This window comes from Streptomyces sp. NPDC046197 (genome assembly GCF_040646295.1).
Classification (GTDB): Bacteria; Actinomycetota; Actinomycetes; order Streptomycetales; family Streptomycetaceae; genus Streptomyces.
The window spans coordinates 301,602-320,126 of sequence record NZ_JBEYZY010000001.1 but is presented as its reverse complement, the minus strand read 5'-3'; the positions used below and the strand labels follow the sequence as shown (position 1 = coordinate 320,126).

The 18,525-nt window shown below is 70.2% G+C and carries 17 protein-coding genes and 4 pseudogenes; 14 read left to right on the top strand and 7 right to left on the bottom strand.

Annotation, left to right across the window (positions count from 1 at the left end):
* Positions 1 to 160 precede the first annotated feature (160 nt).
* The 7 genes and pseudogenes from AB0A61_RS01485 to AB0A61_RS01455 form a co-directional block, all read left to right on the top strand.
* A pseudogene (locus AB0A61_RS01485) lies at positions 161 to 517 on the top strand (hypothetical protein); the annotation flags it as partial.
* Positions 518 to 621: 104 nt separating this feature from the next.
* The gene (locus AB0A61_RS01480) at positions 622 to 1,170 is read left to right on the top strand and encodes a YcxB family protein (protein WP_361284283.1); all 549 of its coding nucleotides are present in this window, start codon (positions 622 to 624) and stop codon (positions 1,168 to 1,170) included.
* A gap of 412 nt (positions 1,171 to 1,582) precedes the next feature.
* Positions 1,583 to 1,922 (top strand): annotated as a pseudogene (locus AB0A61_RS01475) (MerR family transcriptional regulator).
* Between the two features lie 228 nt (positions 1,923 to 2,150).
* Positions 2,151 to 2,354, top strand: a complete 204-nt coding sequence (locus AB0A61_RS01470; RefSeq protein WP_031482971.1) for a cold-shock protein — start codon at positions 2,151 to 2,153, stop codon at positions 2,352 to 2,354.
* Between the two features lie 243 nt (positions 2,355 to 2,597).
* On the top strand, positions 2,598 to 4,178 hold the full coding sequence (locus AB0A61_RS01465; RefSeq protein ID WP_361284280.1) for a DEAD/DEAH box helicase: 1,581 nt from the start codon (positions 2,598 to 2,600) through the stop codon (positions 4,176 to 4,178).
* Between the two features lie 79 nt (positions 4,179 to 4,257).
* On the top strand, positions 4,258 to 4,665 hold the full coding sequence (locus AB0A61_RS01460; RefSeq protein WP_361284277.1) for a CBS domain-containing protein: 408 nt from the start codon (positions 4,258 to 4,260) through the stop codon (positions 4,663 to 4,665).
* Positions 4,666 to 4,753: 88 nt separating this feature from the next.
* The gene (locus AB0A61_RS01455) at positions 4,754 to 5,041 is read left to right on the top strand and encodes an SCO5918 family protein (protein ID WP_361284274.1); all 288 of its coding nucleotides are present in this window, start codon (positions 4,754 to 4,756) and stop codon (positions 5,039 to 5,041) included.
* A 119-nt stretch (positions 5,042 to 5,160) separates the two neighbouring features.
* On the opposite strand, the gene AB0A61_RS01450 is transcribed toward AB0A61_RS01455, so the two are convergent.
* Entirely contained in the window at positions 5,161 to 6,069 is a 909-nt protein-coding gene (locus AB0A61_RS01450) for a serine/threonine-protein kinase (RefSeq protein ID WP_361284271.1), read from the bottom strand.
* An 87-nt stretch (positions 6,070 to 6,156) separates the two neighbouring features.
* Here AB0A61_RS01450 and AB0A61_RS01445 point away from each other — a divergent pair, with 87 nt between their 5' ends.
* The 3 genes from AB0A61_RS01445 to AB0A61_RS01435 all read left to right on the top strand — a co-directional run bounded on the left by AB0A61_RS01445 (position 6,157) and on the right by AB0A61_RS01435 (position 8,367).
* Positions 6,157 to 6,702: an RNA polymerase sigma factor gene (locus tag AB0A61_RS01445; protein ID WP_361284268.1), complete on the top strand. Its 546-nt coding sequence runs from the start codon at positions 6,157 to 6,159 to the stop codon at positions 6,700 to 6,702.
* Between the two features lie 250 nt (positions 6,703 to 6,952).
* Complete coding sequence (locus tag AB0A61_RS01440) at positions 6,953 to 7,531, top strand: hypothetical protein (RefSeq protein WP_361284266.1); 579 nt, start codon at positions 6,953 to 6,955, stop codon at positions 7,529 to 7,531.
* A 194-nt stretch (positions 7,532 to 7,725) separates the two neighbouring features.
* Positions 7,726 to 8,367: a hypothetical protein gene (locus AB0A61_RS01435; protein ID WP_361284263.1), complete on the top strand. Its 642-nt coding sequence runs from the start codon at positions 7,726 to 7,728 to the stop codon at positions 8,365 to 8,367.
* A 93-nt stretch (positions 8,368 to 8,460) separates the two neighbouring features.
* Here AB0A61_RS01435 and AB0A61_RS01430 read toward each other — a convergent pair whose 3' ends face one another.
* Together AB0A61_RS01430 and AB0A61_RS01425 are read right to left on the bottom strand one after the other, a co-directional pair.
* Complete coding sequence (locus AB0A61_RS01430) at positions 8,461 to 10,773, bottom strand: transglycosylase domain-containing protein (RefSeq protein ID WP_361284260.1); 2,313 nt, start codon at positions 10,771 to 10,773, stop codon at positions 8,461 to 8,463.
* 20 nt (positions 10,774 to 10,793) lie between these two features.
* Positions 10,794 to 13,244: a glycosyltransferase gene (locus AB0A61_RS01425; RefSeq protein WP_361284257.1), complete on the bottom strand. Its 2,451-nt coding sequence runs from the start codon at positions 13,242 to 13,244 to the stop codon at positions 10,794 to 10,796.
* 9 nt (positions 13,245 to 13,253) lie between these two features.
* Between AB0A61_RS01425 and AB0A61_RS01420 the strand changes: the two genes are divergently transcribed.
* Positions 13,254 to 13,619 (top strand): hypothetical protein, encoded by a 366-nt coding sequence (locus AB0A61_RS01420; RefSeq protein ID WP_361284253.1) that lies wholly within the window; start codon positions 13,254 to 13,256, stop codon positions 13,617 to 13,619.
* Between the two features lie 476 nt (positions 13,620 to 14,095).
* Here AB0A61_RS01420 and AB0A61_RS01415 read toward each other — a convergent pair whose 3' ends face one another.
* Positions 14,096 to 14,590, bottom strand: coding sequence for a DUF1877 family protein (locus AB0A61_RS01415; protein ID WP_361284250.1), 495 nt, complete (start codon positions 14,588 to 14,590; stop codon positions 14,096 to 14,098).
* A 482-nt stretch (positions 14,591 to 15,072) separates the two neighbouring features.
* Here AB0A61_RS01415 and AB0A61_RS01410 point away from each other — a divergent pair, with 482 nt between their 5' ends.
* Positions 15,073 to 15,705, top strand: a complete 633-nt coding sequence (locus AB0A61_RS01410) for an RNA polymerase sigma factor (protein ID WP_361284247.1) — start codon at positions 15,073 to 15,075, stop codon at positions 15,703 to 15,705.
* A gap of 201 nt (positions 15,706 to 15,906) precedes the next feature.
* Positions 15,907 to 16,617 (top strand): hypothetical protein, encoded by a 711-nt coding sequence (locus AB0A61_RS01405; protein WP_361284244.1) that lies wholly within the window; start codon positions 15,907 to 15,909, stop codon positions 16,615 to 16,617.
* Between the two features lie 78 nt (positions 16,618 to 16,695).
* On the opposite strand, the pseudogene AB0A61_RS01400 reads toward AB0A61_RS01405, so the two are convergent.
* A pseudogene (locus AB0A61_RS01400) lies at positions 16,696 to 16,956 on the bottom strand (hypothetical protein); the annotation flags it as partial.
* A 56-nt stretch (positions 16,957 to 17,012) separates the two neighbouring features.
* A complete protein-coding gene (locus tag AB0A61_RS01395) occupies positions 17,013 to 17,168 on the bottom strand; it encodes a hypothetical protein (protein WP_361284241.1) in 156 nt (51 codons plus the stop codon).
* A gap of 133 nt (positions 17,169 to 17,301) precedes the next feature.
* Here AB0A61_RS01395 and AB0A61_RS01390 point away from each other — a divergent pair, with 133 nt between their 5' ends.
* Positions 17,302 to 17,793, top strand: a complete 492-nt coding sequence (locus AB0A61_RS01390) for a hypothetical protein (protein WP_361284238.1) — start codon at positions 17,302 to 17,304, stop codon at positions 17,791 to 17,793.
* 9 nt (positions 17,794 to 17,802) lie between these two features.
* Here the strand turns inward: AB0A61_RS01390 and AB0A61_RS01385 are convergent.
* Positions 17,803 to 18,257, bottom strand: a pseudogene (locus AB0A61_RS01385) (GAP family protein).
* Between the last annotated feature and the right edge of the window lie 268 nt (positions 18,258 to 18,525).

Below are 18,525 nucleotides of genomic sequence, written 5' to 3'. Positions count from 1 at the left end.
TGTCCTCGGGTTGGTCGACGGAGACAGCGGCACCAAGCGCGGAGCCCGTTCACGCAAGCACCTCGGCCGGCGTCCTTCGACGCCGTGCCCACAGCGTGCCCTTAAGGGCGGACAACCACGGTCAACAGCGAGCGATCCTGCGCCCTCAGGCACCACGCCAGACGCCGCCAACCGCAACCAACTGGCCCGAGCCATCATGGCGACCGCGCACCTGGACGAGGCCGAGGCCCACAGCCGCGAGATCTGCGGCTACTCCGAGATCGACTACGAGCGCAACAAGACTCTGTGGCTCAAGGAGCAGCAGCCGACGAAGCTGGACCCAGAAGCAATCTCGGCCCAGCTCGACCAGTTCGAGGCCGAAGCCCGAGCCCGCGGAGTCACCCACACGACGTTCCGACGCATTACCGAGGCCCTGAACCTCAGCGGCTCGCAACGCGACGACCTGCGGCAGCTCCTCATCAACAGCCGGCCGGAGCAGTACGACGCCCCCTTGTGGCGCATCCCAACAGTCGCCTGAGTAACAACCTTCTTCACGGGTTGAAGCACCCGTCGTCGCTTCGCTCCTCCAGTCCAGCACTGAGGTTCGATAGGATCCCGCGATCTTCGCACCGAGGAGGGATCATGGCCAAGGGCGGCGGGACCGAAGGTACCGACAACAGCGCGGAAACCTCTGACGATGTCGTGGACCAACAGTCCGCGGTCCAGCTGGTGTACCGGCCGCAGCCTGCCGACACACGGGTCGGCCTGCGGGTCCGCGACCGGGTCAAGCGGACCAAGCTGGTGCTGCGGGGCGTGCTCCTCGCGCTGGGGGTGGGGTTCTGGCTGATCACTATCGACGTGGTCTCGACCGGTCTGCTCTTGTTCGTCGTCCTGTGGATGTGGGGGTACCCACGGCTGCACGTCGCCTACATACAGCGGATCACCGGATGGCAGGGTGAGTACCGCGCCACCGTGTCCGCCGCCGGGATCACCTGCCGCAGCGACCACAGCACGCTGGTCCAGAAGTGGTCCGTCTACCAGGGCTACCGGGAGACGGCCGACCACTTCGTCCTGCTCAGCCGGGACCCCAACATCATGTGGCTCGAAGTCCTGCCCAAGCGGGCCGTGCATGAGGCCGAGGACCTCGACCGGCTTCGGGCCATCCTGGACCAACACACCACCCGCGTGTGACGGACGTACAGGGCGTCCCGCGCCGGCGGTCGACGGCCGGGCCTGCCCCTGGGGTGTGGCGTACAGCAGCGAAGTACAGCAACCGCCGCAACCGCGGCCGACCAACCCCATCCGCGAGCGAACGTCCGATCAGCCGGGCAGACTTCAGCGACCGCCCCGCCCATAGTTCGCATCGAGACTTCCGCCTCTGCGCCGGCCCCTGCCGGCGGTGCCGCCGGAGGAGGCCGAGCGCACGGACGGCGAGGACGTACGGCGGCTGGATTGGCCGTACGCGGAAATCTGTCACGGCGGGGCCACATCTCCGCGCCTGGCGGAGTTGGGGTTGTGCCAGGAGGCAGATGGCGCCGAGTCTTCGGAGCGCGGGTGCCACGCACGCCCTGGGTCCCCACCGCGTCCCCGAAACGAAGGTGCTGTGCCCGCCGAGAACGCCCCTGCGGCCGGCAACCTCGACGATGACGACTATCCCGCCCACACCATGGGACGGGCCGCGGACGTCATCGGCACCACCCCCGCCTTTCTACGGGCCGTCAGCGAAACCGGGCTGATCACTCCCCTGCGTTCGGAAGGCCGCCATCGCCGGTACTCCCGCCGCCAGTTGCGCGTCGCCGCCCGCGCCCGTGAGCTGGTCGACCAGGGCACCGCCATCGAGGCCGCGTGCCGCATCGTCTCCCTCGAGGACCAGCCTCCACGACGCGCTCCGCCTGAACCGGGAAATGCGCCGGAAGCTGGAGGGGCGCGGCGCGGATATCTAGTCCCGCCGCTACAGAATTACCGACTGCGGCGGGACGAGAATCAGCAGACGCTCCGGAAAACACATGGGTGCTGCTGGTCCACCTGTGTTAGCGTGACAGCAGTTGCAGTTTTGGTTGCCAGGAACTTTTTCTTTGCAAACTTTTCCGGATATTTCCGGAGGGTGATCATCGCGGCGACTCGGCTTCGCGAGGTGCGGAGTCCGGCACTGCCCCCAAGGGAGATTCAATATGGCATCTGGCACCGTGAAGTGGTTCAACGCGGAAAAGGGATTCGGCTTCATCGAGCAGGAGGGTGGCGGCCCGGACGTCTTCGCCCACTACTCGAACATCGCCACCCAGGGCTTCCGCGAGCTTCAGGAAGGCCAGAAGGTGACCTTCGACGTCACGCAGGGCCAGAAGGGCCCGCAGGCCGAGAACATCGTTCCCGCCTGACGCTGACGCGAACCGTCGCGAGCCAGTGGTTCGCACATCATGTGGCTGGGGCCCGCGCTCTTGGGGTGCGGGCCCCAGCTCATTTCTACCGCTTTCCGGGTTTTTCCGGATCGCCGGCCGCCCCGGCCTCAGCGCCACGAGGCGCGGCACTTTTATTTTTCTTCGGCTCAGTCTTGCGAATCCTCGCGCGGTCATCACCGCCGGACGGAATTCCTCGATACGCCGCATCGAGGAAGGTTCCTGATGAACCGCACCCGTCGCACCGACGACCCTTCCGGTGACTCCCGCGCGGACAGAAGGTCCACGCGTTCGGCAGGCTCCACCCGTTCGGCAGCCTCCGCTCCCGGAAGCCGCTTCCGTGCCCAGGGGACGGGCCGCCAGGGTCCCCGTCCGGGCGCCGGGCGAAAGAGCGGCCAGGGCACACGCTCCACCCCGCGCCGACAGGAGTTCGCCCTGCCGGTCACCCTCACCGATCCGCTCCCCGCGGTCGGGACGTTCGCCGAACTGGACATGCCCGCACCGCTGCTGGCCGCCCTCGATGCCGAGGGCGTGACCGTGCCCTTCCCGATCCAGGCGGCCACGCTGCCGAACGCGCTGGCCGGCCGGGACGTCCTGGGCCGGGGTCGTACCGGCTCGGGAAAGACGCTCGCCTTCGGCCTGCCGGTGCTGGCCCGCCTGGACGGGCAGCGGGCCCAGCCCCGGCAACCGCTCGCCCTCGTCCTCGTCCCGACACGGGAACTGGCCCAGCAGGTCACCGACGCGCTCACCCCCTACGCCCGCGCCCTGCGGCTGCGGCTCGCCACCGTGGTGGGCGGCATGCCGATCGGCCGGCAGGCGAGCGCGCTGCGTGGCGGCGCCGAGGTCGTCGTGGCGACGCCCGGCCGCCTCAAGGACCTCATCGAGCGGCGGGACTGCCGGCTGGACCTGATCGCCGTGACCGTCCTGGACGAGGCCGACCAGATGGCCGACATGGGTTTCATGCCGCAGGTGACCGCACTGCTCGACCAAGTCCCCGCCCGCGGCCAGCGGTTGCTGTTCTCGGCCACCCTGGATCGCAACATCGACCTCCTGGTACGCCGCTACCTCCACGACCCCGTGGTGCACTCGGTCGACCCGTCCGCGGGAGCCGTCACCACCATGGAGCACCATCTGCTGCACGTGCACGACGCCTACAAGGACACCGCCGCGACCGAGATCGCCGCACGCGACGGACGCGCGATCATGTTCCTGGACACCAAGCACGCGGTCGACCGGCTGGCCAAACACCTGCTGTCGGTCGGGGTGCGTGCCTCGGCACTGCACGGCGGCAAGTCCCAGTCACAGCGCAACCGGACACTCGCTCAGTTCAAGGACGGGCACGTCACGGTCCTGGTGGCCACCAACGTCGCCGCCCGCGGAATCCACGTCGCGGGCCTCGACCTCGTCGTGAACGTCGACCCTCCCGGCGACCACAAGGACTACCTCCACCGCGGCGGCCGTACCGCACGCGCCGGCGAGTCGGGCACCGTCGTCACTCTCGTCCTACCGCACCAGCGGCGGGCGATGGACCGCCTCATGACCGACGCCGGCATCGCTCCGCGCACTGTCCTGATCCGCCCGGGCGAGGCCGAGCTGCAGCGCATCACCGGCGCCCGGACCCCCTCCGGCGTGCCCGTCATCCTCGCCGCACCGGTCGACGGGCATCGCGAGGGCGGCGGATCCGCGGGCCGGCATCGCCGGGGCCGGGCAGCGGGCCGTGGAGGGAGCGGCCAGGGCGCCGGCCGTGGCGGAAACGGCCGGGCCACCCCCCGGGGCCGTCGGCCCGCACCGAGGAACAACCCGTAGCCCGAACAGGGGGAAGCGCTCCCTGCGGTCGGGACGAGCCGTCGCCCGTCCTGCCCGCCCCGACGAAGAGGAGAGGCCCTTGACGCCGTTCCCGCCCCGAACACAGCAGGCCGGCAGCGCAGACGGCACCGGTCTGACCGCCCGTGACGCAATGCAGGCTCCCGGGCCGCAGGTCGACGACCACATGGCGGTCGACGTGGCCCTGTCCGTGCTCATCGGTGCGCGCGTCCCGCATCTGCTCCTCCGGGACGAGGACGGGCGGTGCGCGGGACTCGTCACCCGGGCCGAGCTCGCCGCGCACCGCGGCGGCTCCTGGTACAGCGACCGGACGCGACTGCATGACATCCCGCTCGACCGCGGACCGTTCACCTCGTCCGTGACCACACTCGGCGAGGCGGAAGCCGCCATGCGGGTCCGGACCCTGTACGTATCTCCCGTGATCGATGAGCACGGCTACGCCCTGGGCGTGCTCGCTCTCGCGCCCTGACCGTCCTCCGGCCACCGTCCCGCCGCCGTCACGCCGCCGTCACGCGGTCGTCCCCTCCGGCGTTCTTCCCGACCCTGTGGAGGCATCCATGCGCTGTGTCATCGCCCGTTTCCCCTTCGACCTGACCAAAAGTGAGGTCGAACAGTCCATGAGCGGCATCACGCCCGAACCCGTCACCGGTGTGTCCGTCACCATCGACCGCCGCGTCTACCCTGTGATGCAGGTCGGTGAGGTGATCACCAGGCTGAGCCGCAGGGACTTCACGGTGGCGGAGATGCACCGGGCGCTGACCCGACTCGGCTTCACTTGCCACGGCGCGCGCCCGGTCGCGCCGGCCCGGAACGCACAAGCCGAAGAGGATGCGCTCGGCTGGTGACGCCATCGAGGGCGACGGCAGGTGATACGTCGTCTGCGGGCTGGAACGCCGAAGGACGCGGCACCCGGCTGTGACGGGCCGGACACGAACCGCGTCCCGTGGGGCCGCTTGCGTCCAGCTCAGCGGGCCAGCCAGGTCAGCACCGTTGTCACCAGGAACACGACGACCGCCGCAAGCCAGACCACAAGGCGTGTCGGCCCCGAAGCGCCGGCCGACGCCCACTCCTCTCCCCCCGGTGACAGCAACGCATCGGCGAATACCTGAGCGGTTTGCGGTCGGTCCTCGGGTTCTACGGACAGCGCAGCACGAAGGAGTGTGTCGATGCCGTTCGGAACCCCCAGATCGCGGGGAATCGTGGGCACCGAAGACTTCGGTGCCTGCTCTGCCGCAAGGAGTGCGTGACCGCCCGAACCGAACGGCTTGCGTCCGGTCAGCAGTTCGAACGTCACGACGCCGAGGGCGTACACGTCGGCTCGACCGTCGAACCCGCCGGTCTGGAAGGCCTGCTCGGGTGCCATGTACGCGGGAGTGCCCGTGGTCACGGTCAGCCCCGACGCGTCAGCCAGTTGCTTCGCGCTGCCGAGGTCCGCGACGAGTACGGCACTGGGCGTGCGGCCGACGTCGAGCAGGAGGTTCGACGGCTTGATGTCGCGGTGGATGACGCCTGCGTCATGGAGCACCTGGACGGCGTATCCGGCCTCGGCTGCCAGATGGAGTGCCTCCGCAGGTCCGCAGTGCCCGATCTTCTCGGCCAGCGTGCCGCCTCGGACGTAGTCCATGACGAAGTAGGGCCGGTCGTCCTGGACACCGACGTCGTGAACTCGTACGACACGTGGGCTGGAGATCCTGCGCAGCAGCCTCGCCTCCGCCAGAAACCGTTGTCGCACATCGGCGTTCGACGCCCAGTTGTCGGCCAGCACCTTGACCGCGACATCCGTGTCGAGCTCGGGATCGTATGCTTTCCAGACGGTGGCGAACGAACCGGCCCCCAGTCTGTCCTCGAGGAGATAACGACCTACCTTCTGCACGGGGCAGCATTCTGCCCGAGCCGTCGGGGCGGGGAACTCCGGTGCGGCCAGGTGGGATTCGGGTCAGGCGCGAACGGGGGCAGCAGGGTGATCGAAGAGGATGAGCTGAAACAGCTCGTGGTGTCCGCCCAGGCGGGTGACCGGGCGTCCCTGGACCGCCTCCTGGTCAGGCTTCGACCCATGGTCATGCGCCGCTGCTCCAGGTTCCTTCCGCACCACGCCGACGCCGAAGAGGCCGCGCAGGATGCTCTGCTGTCCATCAGCACACATCTGCACGAGTACAGCGGGCGAGGCTCGTTCCTCGGGTGGGTGACAGTGATCGCCTCGAACGCCGCCAGGTCCACGTACCGCTCGATGCGCCGGCGCGCGGAGGACAGTCATGCGGTCCTTCCCGAGGGTGCCGACCCCCGGACGACAAGCGTCATCGCGGGGACCCGCCTGGACCTGATGGAGGCGCTGGCCGCGCTCGAGGAGCGGCATCCGGCCCTGGTGGAATCCTTCGTGCTTCGCGATCTCGGAGACCTGACCTATCTTCAGGTCGCTGAGGTCACCGACGCCCCCCTGGGTACAGTCAAGGACCGCATCCATCAGGCCCGCCGCTTCATGCGGGAACGACTCGGCGCCGGCTTCTGAGGCCACCCCGGCTCTTCACTCTTCACTATTCACTATTCACTGGCATCAGCTTGACCGGGAGCCGGGAGGTGCTGCCGTGCGGACTCGGACGATCGCCGTCATCCTGGCGACGGCCATCGGACTTGGCCTGTTGACCGGCCGGTTCGTCCTGCCCGCTCGCTCTGCTCCGGCCACCCCGACAGGACCGCCGGGCGCTTCGGCTTCCTCGCCGGGTAACGGCTCTCCGGTGCCGAAGCCCGCCGGCGGACCCATGACGGACCAGCACTTGCTGGCAGCCGCCGAGTTCACGAAGGCCGGGATCCACAAGCGCATCTACGTGCGGGATCGTGTCGGAGACGGCAGGTACGCCGACGCGGCCTGCGTCGGAGAGAAGACGCTCGGCGATGCCTTCGGAGCACTGGGGCGAGACGCGCACTTCCGCGGGTTGGTGACCAGCAGGAACACGGACGACAGCGACCCCACGCTGGCGGTGAACAGCGGCGATCAGGTCGCGCGCGAAGTCGCCGCCAACGCACGCAGTCGGTCGATGGCCCAGAACCTCGCCGAGCGCCTGTTGTTGGAGGAAGTGCCGTGCCAGGAGGAACCGGCAGGCCACTGGGTCTACGGGCCGACGCACACGATTGATGTCGCTCCGGGTATCTCCGCGAGCTGGATGGGTACTTACGACGGTGACCTGAACACCACAGGGACCGCACCACGGGCCAAGGAGTCGTGTGGCGGCATCGCCATACTCCGCAACGGCTCCCACTACGGGGTCCTGGAGGTTGACGCCTGCCTGGACACGGCTGCGATGACGCGGATCGTTCGTGCGGCCGTGACACGGCTCTGAGACCGCCCCGACCCCACTGACGAAGGTGAGGCGGATCACACCGCTCACAGCAGACCGCTGTCCAACATCTCCCGCAGGCCCTGCATCTCCCAGGTGTACGACGACGCCAACCGCGTCGCGACCAGACAGGAGATGAGATGTTCGACAACCGAGCCGCCGGCAAGAAGTTCCCGCGTCGCGGTCGTACCGCAGGAGTGGCCGCCTCCATCGGTGCCGCCCTGATCGTGGTCGGCATCGGCACGCATCCCGCTGCCGCCGGCGCGGACACCAGCTCTGCGAGCCAGTCGGCAACCGCGTCCACCGCCGCTCGTGCCGGGCACGGCCTCGGCTCCGGCAACCTGATGCAGAGTGACGACTTCTTTCAGCAGGGCCTGGCCCCGGTCGGCGCGACTGTGGACATGACCGGGAAGCAGGCTCTCTCGGCGTGCTCCGGCGAGGAGACGATGCGAGCACTGACCAAGGGGAAGGCCGACGCCTATGCCGACGTGACCTGGACCTTCGACGCCGGTGACACCTTGCTGACCGAATCCGTCGCAGACGGTTCCACCACCACGTCGGCGACCTCGTACGAGAAGCAGCTCAACAAGCTGGTGGGCGGCTGCCAGGATGAGCCGGCTGGTCACTGGCACTACGGCAAGGGGCACGCGATCACCGTCAAGGCCGGCGCGGGTAGCTGGTACCCGGCCTTCAACGGCGACGGAAAGGTCTCTGGTGGTGTCGCGGTGATCCGTACTGGGCACAGGTTCGGCATTGTCGGACTCTCCGGTCAGCCCAGCGACGACCCCGGCTACATGGAAGGCATCGCTGCCGCCGCCATCAACCGGCTGGCCGGCTGATCTTCCCCCGTCCTGGGACCATCCGGGCCGAGCCGGCGCGGTCCGTGGAGGCGTCTTCCGCGCCTGGTGGCCGGGCGGCCCGGCCCCGGGTGGTCAATGGCACTTGTGGGGGCGGCACCTGGGTCGCGGCACCGGGGCGGAGCCGACGGGGGCGGTGGGCGGTGTTCTCTTGCCGGGCTTGCCGATTCGCTTGGCGGGGGGTGCGGAGGGGGACGGTTCGGGAGTGCCGGGCTCGTCGGCGCCGTGGGCCAGGGGGGCGGCGGTGGGGAAAGGAGCGTTGGGGAGGCCGGCGAGGGCATCGCGCATGTACTGGGTCCAGATCTCGGTGGGGATGTCGCCACCGAACACTTTCTGCAGGCCACCGACACCTACCAGGGACTGCAACTGGGGGTGGTTCGGGTCCTCCCGGAAGATGACGACGGAGGTGGCGAGCTGCGGGGTGTAGCCGACGAACCAGGCCGACCGGTAGTCGTCGGTGGTTCCGGTCTTGCCCGCCGCGGTCCGGCCCAGCGCCTGGGCCTTGGTGCCGGTGCCCCGGGCGATGACACCCCGCAGGACATCGGTCACGTTGTCGGCGACCGCCGCCGACAGGGCGCGTACGGGGGCGGGGGCGGTGAAGCCGGGCAGTGCCGCACCATTGTGGGTCACCTTGGTCACCGAGTACGGGGTGGCCCGCTCACCGGAGGCGGCGAAGGTCGCGTAGGCGCCTGCCATGCGAATGGCACTCGGCGTGGAGGTGCCGATGTAGAAGCCGGCGCTGGGAGCGGCGAGGCTGTCCGGACGCAGGCCGAGGGTGGTGGCGGTGCCCGCCACGTTTCCGTAGCCGACCTCCTCTCCCAGCTGGACGTACGGCGTGTTGACCGACTGCTCCATCGCCTGGCGCAAAGAGATGTAGCCCCAGCGATGTGTGGTGTCGTTGTGCTGGTGGAGGAGGCCGGTGGGGTCCTTGTCGTCGGTGATGTAGTTGCCCTGCTGATCTTTGATCTGGATGCCGTCGTCGCCGTTGAACCTGCTGGCCGGGGTGACCGGCAGCGGCGGCCTGCCGGGGTGCAGTACGGCTCCGTGCTGGAGCGCGGCGGCGAGGACGATGGGTTTGAACGTCGAACCCACCGGGACGCCGGAGGTGTCGGCGTTGTCCGAGTAGTGGGCGTGGTCGAAGCCGGGGCCTCCGTAGACGGCGAGGATCCTGCCGGTCGCGGGGTCCACCGATGCGGCTCCCACCTGGACGTCCCGGTCGACGGACCGGTGGGCGGGGTCGAGGCGTTGCTTGCGCACCGCCTCGACGGCCTTGGACAGCTCCGCCGTCCTCTTCCGGTCGAAGGTGGTGTGTATCTGGTAGCCACCCCTGCTCAGGCTGCTGTCGGTGATCGTCCGGTCATGCGCCTGGGCATACGACCTGGCGAGTTGAACGAGGTAGCCGGTCTCGCCCGTGAGACCCGAACCCGGGGCCCACTTCGTGGGCGCCGGAAATCCGGCGGCCGCGTACCGTGCCCGCCGGCCCGGCGTCAGCTTGCCGATGCTCACCATCCTGTCGAGCACCCAGGACCAGCGTGCTTTCGCCTGTGCCCTGGCCGCGGGGTCGGAGTCCGCGTGCTGGAAGAGGCTGGGCTCGTTGACCGCCGCGGCGAGGAAGGCTCCCCGGCTCACGTCGAGCTTCTCCACCGGGAGGTTGTAGTACATGCGGGCGGCGGCCTGGATGCCGTTGGCCTGGCGGCCGAAGAAGCAGGTGTTCAGGTAGCCCTGGAGGATCTGCTGCTTGGTCATGGCGGCGCCGATCTTGGTGGAGATCAGCAGTTCCCTGAACTTGCGTGAAACCGTCTGCGACTGATCCAGATAAGTGTTCTTGACGAACTGCTGAGTGATCGTCGATCCGGACTGGACGGAGCCGCCCCCGGCCATGTGGACGACGGCCCGGAGGATTCCCTGCGGGTCGATGCCCGGGTCGGTGTAGAAGGAGGCGTTCTCCGCGGCGATGAAGTCCCACTGCACGTCGGCGGGTACCTGCGAGAGCGACACGTTCTGCCGGTTGACGCTGCCGTCCGTGGCCAGGACGGTGTCGTCCGACCAGTAGTAGACGTTGTTCTGCAGCAGTGTCCTGGGATTGGGGTCGGGGATGGTGACCGTGGCGTACGCATAGCCGACGGCCGCTGCCGTGCCGCCGAGGAACAGCAGGAAGACCCCGAGCAGTTGGCGCACCGACGGCAGCCAGCGGCGCGGGCCCTTCCTGTTTCGCCGCGGGTAGTCGATCCAGCGCCTCTTCTGTGGCGCCCCCCTCCGGGTGCCGGGCGGCATGTCCTGCCGGGGGGTCGGGTCACGGTGTGCCGTCCGGCGACCGGTGGCGCGGACACTTCCGGTAGGCGTGCCGAAGGCCGAGCGCTGGGGCGGTCGGCGCCGGTGTTCGCTCATGGGCGCTGATCACTGTCCTCTCAGTGCAACGGTGTCTCGTACGGTCCGGGCTGCCGGAATCCGGGGTGGGGCGGGATGGGTGGACGGCCGCCGTACGGTGCCGGTTGCGGGACGGGGGCGTACGGCGCCGGGTGCGGAAGGCCGTCGTAGGGGACCTGCTGGGGAAGGCCGTCGTAGGGCACCTGCTGCGGAAGGCCGTCGTACGGTACCTGCTGCGGAAGGCCGTCGTACGGTACCTGCTGCGGAAGGCCGTCGTACGGTGCCGGTCGCGGGAAGCCGCCGGGGGACTGCGAAGGGACGTCGTCGGCGGGCGCCGCTGTGCCCGCCGGGGCCTGCAGGCTGCCGTAGCGCTCCATACGCTGCCAGCGCAGGCGCGAGCCGGACACGGCGGTGAAGAGGGACTGGATCACGACCAGATACATGAGCTGCCGGTAGACGAACTGCTGGAGCGGCAGACTCCAAAGCGGTCCGGGGCGTTCGCCGTCGAGACGGAACGCGTACAGGCCCATACCGAGTTGCAGCAGCAGGAAGGCCAGCCACAGACCGGTGATCCGGACCGGGTCCAGGAACACCAGGCCGTACAGGGCGAAGATGTCCACGACCGGCGCGAGCAGGGGCAGCAGCACCTGGAAGAGAAGGAGGTAGGTCAGGCCCCGGCGGCCCAGTTTCCCGGCGGCACCGCGCTGCACCAGCGCACCGCGGTGCTTCCACATCGCCTGCAGGGTCCCGTAGCACCAGCGGTACCGCTGGCGCCACAGGGCGTTCAACGACGCGGGCGCCTCGGTCCAGGCGACCGCGCCCTCCTCGTACACCACGCGCCAGCCGTCGCGGCACAGCGCCATGGTCACGTCGGTGTCCTCGGCGAGGGTGACGTCACTGACGCCGCCGATGTCGAGCAGCGCCCGGCGGCGGAACGCGCCGACCGCGCCGGGGACGGTCGGCATGCATTCGGCCAGGTCGAACAGGCGACGGTCGAGGTTGAAGCCGACCACGTACTCGATGTGCTGCCAGCGCCCCAGCAGGCCGCCGCGGTTGACGACCTTGGCGTTGCCCGAGACGGCGCCCACGCGGGGGTCGGCGAGGGGCTGCACGATCGTACGGACGGTGTCGGGTTCGAAGACCGTGTCGCCGTCGACCATGACCACCAGGTCGCAGGTGGCCGCGGCGAGTCCGGTGTTGAGTGCGCTGGGCTTGCCCGCGTTCTGCTGCCTGATCACCCGCACTCCCGGCAGGCGGAGCGACTCCACCAGGTCGGCGGTGCCGTCGGTGGAGCCGTCGTCCACCACGATGATCTCCACCGGATGGTCCGAGGCGAGCAGTGAGCGCACGGCGGCCTCGATTCCGGCGCTCTCGTTGTACGCGGGGACGATGACGCTGACCGGTTCTGTCACCGGACGCCCCCAGGAGCTGCTCCGGGGCCCTGTGCGCAGCCGCCGGTGCCGGCGGGCCGCGATCAGGACGACCGCCGCGCGCAGCACACTGATCGCTCCGGCCGCGTACATCAGCACACCCAGCAGCCAAACGACCCGGTCGCCCGTCTGCAGCAGGGTGATGAGAGCCATTCCCTGCAGATGGTCGCCGAGCCCGGCGGGCTGGACGGGTCTCGCCATGCCGACGGCGGCGCCGACCGTCGCGAACCGGAAGCCGTGTGATGTGAGGCGTGGGATCAGGGCGTTCAGCGCGGCGACGGTCTGGGACCGGTCACCGCCGCCGTCGTGCATGAGCAGGATCTGCCCGGTGGAGCCGTGCGGTGTCGCGTTCATGAGGATGCGGTCCGCACCGGGCCGCTGCCAGTCCTCGGCGTCCTGGGTGGAGAGCACCGTGACATAGCCCGCCGCGCCGGCCTGCTTCAGGACGGACCAGTCGGCGTCGTCCAGCGCGTCGTTCCTCGAGGAGTACGGCGGCCTGAACAGCCCGGTGGTGACCCCGGCCGCGCCGGCCACCGCCAGCTGGGTCTCGCGCAGTTCCAGAGAACGCTGCCAGGAGGGGAGGCGTGACAGGTCGGGGTGGGTGAAGGTGTGGATGCCGATCTGGTGGCCCTCGGCGACGATCCGGCGGGCCAGCTCGGGATGGGACGCGACCTCGGTTCCGACGACGAAGAAGGTCGCGCGCACGTGGTTGCGGCGCAGCACGTCGAGGATGCGCGGTGTCCAGACGGGGTCGGGGCCGTCGTCGAAGGTGAGTGCGATGGTCCGGTCCTTCACGCGGGCCGTGTGCGCGGAGGTCGCGGCGTCCGCGATCACCGGTCCGCCACGGGTCACCCGGCCGGGAACCGCCTCGTCCCGGCCACGGCCGCCGGTCACGTCGTCCGGCGTGATGCCGAACATGTGGTGGGTGTAGCCCTGCAACAGGAGGGCCGCCGACAGGGTCACCACGAGCACGCTCAGCAGCAGCCAGTGGGTGCGGGGGGTGATCGGGCGCGGACGGCTGCGGCTCCGGGAGGGGGCGTTGTGGCGTCGGCGATCGGTCACGTCAGGGCCTTGGATCACTTCACGGGCTTGTGGGACGAACCGACGGCGCGCCCCCTGGAGGTGTGGGTGGGGGCAGGGGTGGAGGTGGCGGCCCGGGAGGCGGTCCCGGTGGGCGCCGTGGTGGGCCCGGACGCGGCCGCAGGGGCGGTCGGGAGTGTCGACCGGCTGTTCGGGCCGGAGGTCTTCCGCGTCGCCGGGCGGGAGTTCTGGTGTGCCGCGGTGGAGCCCGTGCTCCCGGTGGAGTGGCCGGTGCCGGACGGGGAGTCGGGGGCCGTCACACGGGGCGTGTCCGGGTGCGCGGTGTCCGGCTGGGGGAAGAACGGAGAGCTGACACTGGGGGCGCCCAGCATCGTGCTGATCAGCAGCGCGACGTAGCCGCCGGCGGGGATCGCCAGCAGCCTGGCGGCGCGTGCCACGCGGCGCTGGCGTCGCCCCGTGGGGTCCACGAAGACCGGCCGCACCGACCCGTTCTCCAGCATGTCCTGTTCCGGTACCGGATGGCCGGATGTATCGCCCTTCCGGGGCGGTACGGGCGGTACCGGCGGTACAGGCGGTACGGGCGGTACCGGCGGTACAGGCGGTACGGGCGGTACCGGCGGTACTGGCGGTACTGGCAGTACTGGCGGTACTGGCGGTGCGGGGAGGACGTCGCCGTGGGCGGCGTAGGCATACGCGTACCCGAGGCCGCCGTACGGATCCTTTCCGTACGCTCTGCCGCTTTCGTCCGTCCACTGCACGAGTCGTGCTCCCTGTCCTGGCCGACCGAGGTGGTCGCCCGCATGGAAAGAGCGCACGCGGCCGAAACTGTTACACCCCCGGCCCTGCCGACGGACCACTGCGCCGAAGACGCCTCAGGTCGGCAGCCGCTTCACCACGGCGTCCCCGCTCTCGGCCGTCCTCGCGTAGAAGGCCTTCAGCTCCCGGTGCGCCGCCGCGAACTCGCCCCACGTCCGGGGCTCCGCGCTCACACCGCCGTAGCGCGGCAGCAGTGCGTCCCGGGCGAAATCCCACAGCGTGTCGAAGTCGGCCGTCGCCAGGAACCCGGCCACCCGGCGCGCCTGCGCCGCCGTCAGCACCAGGAGCGGGGACTTCTGCCGGTCGGCACGGAGCACGGGCCGGCCACCGAGCACCACCAAGGTCCGGGGCCAGTCCCCGGCACCATGGGAGGCGGCGCCGGCGTAGATGCGCTCCTGGTCCAGATAGCGCTTGTCCAGCACCTCCTCACGGTGTCGGCCGACCCGGCAGCGAACGGTCTCGGAGTCGCTCTCGAAAAGCCGTTCCAGCCAGGTCGCGCTGTTGCGCAGTGCCGGGGGCGGCACCGCTTGCAGACGGAGGTACTCGGTCATGCCGGAAGGAGCGCACGCAGGCACCGAAGCATCACATCGCGCACACGCCTGGGCCGATACGCGCGCTACGCGCACCCTGCGCACGGGGCGGCCCGGACCGCGGGCAGTGGTCCGGGTCCCGGCCGCCCTTCCCTCTCCGTGCCGCTCACGGGAGGAGACACGAACGGTACGGGGAGAGGTTCGGGGGCGACCGCGTCGTCGGCGTCGGCGGGGGGTTCGCCCTCGGCCTGCGCGGTCCGCACCCGGTACCCACCCAGCGCACGGCCTGTGGGAAGCATCACCCGGCCGCAACGGTGCCGCGCTCCGAAGTACGCTCACGGATCCAGCGGCTGGGCGGCGAGGCACCAGCGACGACCTGACGGGCGCCTGGTGCGTTGTGACACTTCTGTGACGACGGACGCTGGTCACCATGGGGCCGCCGATGCGACCGGAGCTTCGACCGCGGCAGGACTCGCAGTGAACCGGTGTGAACGAGGACAACCTTGGGCCAGGTACGGCAACCCCGGCGCGTACAGCCGCGCGACGGGGAACTGGGCGCGGCGGTCGCGCGGGCCCAGGACGGCGACGAGACCGCCTTCGCGGTCGCCTACCGGATCGTGCAGCCCGGCCTGCTCGGTTACCTGCGCGGCCTCGTCGGCGACGACGCGGAGGACGTGGCGTCCGACGCCTGGCTGGAGATAGCCCGTGACCTGGGGCGTTTCAAGGGCGACGGCGCCGGGTTCCGGGGCTGGACGGCGATCATCGCCCGGCACCGGGCGCTGGACCATCTGCGTCGTCAGCGGGTGCGGCCCCGGGCGGGCGGGACCGAACAGGACGTACTGGATCTGCCCGGCCCGCACAGCACCTACGACCAGGCCCTGGAGTCCCTCTCCACCGAGCGGGCCCTGGCACTGGTGCGCGGGCTGCCGCAGGACCAGGCCGAGGCGGTGCTCCTGCGCGTCGTCGTCGGCCTAGACGGTCCCGCCGCCGCACGCGTCCTCGGCAAGCGCCCGGGAGCGGTGCGCACGGCCGCCCACCGGGGCCTGAAGCGCCTTGCACACCAGCTGGGCATGGGCGGCGACGCGGACGAGGGTGTGACGGATGGGGCTTCCCGGACGCTGGGGCAGTCGAAATGAACTACTACGGCAAATGAACGACGACGGCAGCGGTGGGCCGGCGGACGGGCAGCAGGACCCGGCACGCCGGAGGATCGAACCCGTCGGACTGGAACGGAAACGGACATGGGTGAACGGATGAGCGGCGGCGGAGTCCCGGGCCCTCGACGTGTGCACCCTGGCGGCGCCGTGTCCGGCCCGCGGGATGGGCGTGGCGCCGCCGTGCTGGAAACCGTGCTGGCCGCCGCCCTGCGCGGCGGCGATCCCGGCCCCGAGGACGAGCAGCGAGCCCTGGCCGCCTTCCGGGCCGCCCGCAGCGCGGGCGCGCACCGTGCGCGCACCCGGCGCCGGGACGACTGGCGGCTGCCCGCGGAGCGGCGTACCGGGCGCTCGGTGAAGATGACGTTCGGCGTGGTGTTCGCCAGCCTCACCCTGGGTGGTGTCGCGGTCGCGGCCATCGGTTCGGCCGGCTCGTCCACGGGCGGTAGCGACGCCGGCCGGGGAACCAAGCCGTCGGCCGTCGCCCCGGACCGGCCGGCCGGAGCGACTTCGTCGGCGTCCTCCGGCTTCGAGCCGACGGTCGGCTCGGCCCGCGCCCGGGACACCGAAGCTCACTGCCGCGCCCACGAGCAGGTCAAAGACCATGGCAAGGCGCTCGACGCGACGGCCTGGCAGCGGCTCGTCGCGGCCGCCGGCGGTCAGGACAAGGTAGCCGCGTACTGCTCCGAACAGCTGGCGCGGGCGACAGCCGCGGCCGGCCGGCCGGGCAACAGGGGCAGGCCCAGCGACGGCAACGGCAACGGCACGAGCGGAAACACCGCGGCCCCGGGCAACGCCGCCTCCCACCGTGGCACCGGTGGCACCGGTGGCACGGGGAGCGCGGCCGGAAACGGCCGAGCAGGCGACGGCAAGGGCAGCGGGAAGCACAAGTAGGGCGCGCCCCTCGAGCGCAGTGCGCTCACGGTTGCCGACGTATGAGCTCGTTGGCGCTGCGGTCGATGGTGGGGTTACGGAGGTGGCGCCGGCCTCGGGCGTGTACGGCGTGGTGTGCAGCGGGGAGCCGTAGTCCAGGACCGTCCCGGTCCTGAACTCGAAGTTGGTGATGGCGGTGCCGAAGCCCTCGTTGTTGCTGTCGGGCGCGGATGCCGTCTCGGTCCACAGGCGGACGACGCCGCTGCGGTTCTCGACGCCGAGGCTGACGCCGTGGCCGAATCCCCGCAGATACATGTAATCGACGATCGCGCCCGACCGGTTGAGGCGCGTGACGCACATGTCTCCGTGGGCGAGCCGGTCAGCGCCGGAGACCGGCCCGGACTCCCCACTGAGGGTCAGACCTCCCTCGTCACCTGGAGCACGAAGATGTCTCCGGACACCGGGTCGATGCCGAACGACTGCATCACGGTGCTGTTCTTGAGCGGGCGCCGGTGGAGCAGCTTGCCCACCGGTCCCGCGATGTCTATCTGTCCTGCCAGAGTCACGCTCAACGACGCCGCTCTTTCTCGCACATTCGAGCAGGGTGTGGTCGATGCCGTTCGGCTCAGTAGCGATTGCGGGCCGGAGTGGGGGCGGTGATCGTTGCAGAGCGGAGACAGCTCGGACGACGGCCGGAAGGTTGCCATGGCGATCAGCGAGAAGGATCTGCTCGGGGCGAGCAACCACCGGCTGGAGGAACTCTTCCGGTCGAGCACGGCGGGGGACGTTCCCACCGGGCCGACCGAGGGCACGGGGCTCGTCTGTACGGGGACCTGGCCGGCACGGCCGATCGCGGTGCTCGTTCGCCTGCTTCTCTGGCAGGGCAAGGTGTTTGCCGCTGACGGCCGGTCCCTGGTCAATCGGGTCACTCCCCTGGATGCGCTCGCCATCGGCGCCTTGGTCTATCCGGGCCCAAGCCTCATGGATGACCGGGACTGCATCGTCATCGACTATTCGAAGACGTCCCGCGTCTTCGGCGCCGTGCGCGATGAGATCCGTCAGGTGGCGCCGGACCTCTTTCTGGGCGTGGTGTGGTTTCTCGGACGCAAGACCTGCTGGTTCGCCCTGCGGGTGCCGAGACCCGACAGCGAGCCGGCGAGCCGGCCGGGGGTCACCACAGCGACGCGTTCCGCATAGCGGCCCCGTTCAGGAACTCAGGACGGCGATGCCGTCCCCGAGGAGCTTCAGGCCGAACACGAAGAACAGGACCGCCATGATGGCCGTGTTGTGCCGCGCGGCCCACTCCTTCCAGTTGCCCAGCGTTCCCCTTGCCCGCTCCCCCATGACCAGGAAGAGGCCCAGCGGAGTCAGCAGCCCGAGGAGGCGATGACGACGAAGATCGCCAATGTGGCGATCTGTTCTCCGGCCGGCAGCCCCGACGAACTGATGGACACCGCGGCGGCGATGGTCAGCGGGGCGTTCTTCAGGTTCCCGGCCGACAAAAGGAGAGCGAGAGGGAAGACCTTCGTCGGCGTGAAGCGGTCGATCGCGGCCATCCACTGCGGTAGCCGCGCCTGCGAGACGTCGGCAGGGCGGTGACGCCATTGCCGCACGGCGAGGAGAACCAGTGCAACCCCCAGCGCGAGCTTGACAGCCCCCACCCAGCCGGCCTGCTGTCCATGGGTGTTGGCACTTCTCCTGGCCGCCGACGACCAGGGTCACCGCGCCCACGGCCGACAGATCCACCAGCCAGCCGACCGCGAACACCAGCCCGTTGACGCTTCCCCGGGGCGTGGCCGGCACGATGATGATCGCGACGACGGGGAGCGGGCTGACGGCGACACCGGCCCTGCTGCGTGGCGCCGGTGATGGGAGCAAGCGGATGACGGAAGCGGATGACCGAAGCCGTTGGCGGCGTGGTGGACGGTG

Bases quoted from the DNA above. Each gene is read 5' to 3' on its own strand.
- AB0A61_RS01440 (WP_361284266.1), top strand. From the start codon at position 6,953: ATGACGGACCAGCACTTGCTGGCAGCCGCCGAGTTCACGAAGGCCGGG.
- AB0A61_RS01455 (WP_361284274.1), top strand. From the start codon at position 4,754: ATGCGCTGTGTCATCGCCCGTTTCCCCTTCGACCTGACCAAAAGTGAG.
- AB0A61_RS01415 (WP_361284250.1), bottom strand. From the start codon at position 14,590: ATGACCGAGTACCTCCGTCTGCAAGCGGTGCCGCCCCCGGCACTGCGC.
- AB0A61_RS01390 (WP_361284238.1), top strand. From the start codon at position 17,302: ATGGCGATCAGCGAGAAGGATCTGCTCGGGGCGAGCAACCACCGGCTG.
- AB0A61_RS01480 (WP_361284283.1), top strand. From the start codon at position 622: ATGGCCAAGGGCGGCGGGACCGAAGGTACCGACAACAGCGCGGAAACC.
- AB0A61_RS01430 (WP_361284260.1), bottom strand. From the start codon at position 10,773: ATGAGCGAACACCGGCGCCGACCGCCCCAGCGCTCGGCCTTCGGCACG.
- AB0A61_RS01465 (WP_361284280.1), top strand. From the start codon at position 2,598: ATGAACCGCACCCGTCGCACCGACGACCCTTCCGGTGACTCCCGCGCG.
- AB0A61_RS01470 (WP_031482971.1), top strand. From the start codon at position 2,151: ATGGCATCTGGCACCGTGAAGTGGTTCAACGCGGAAAAGGGATTCGGC.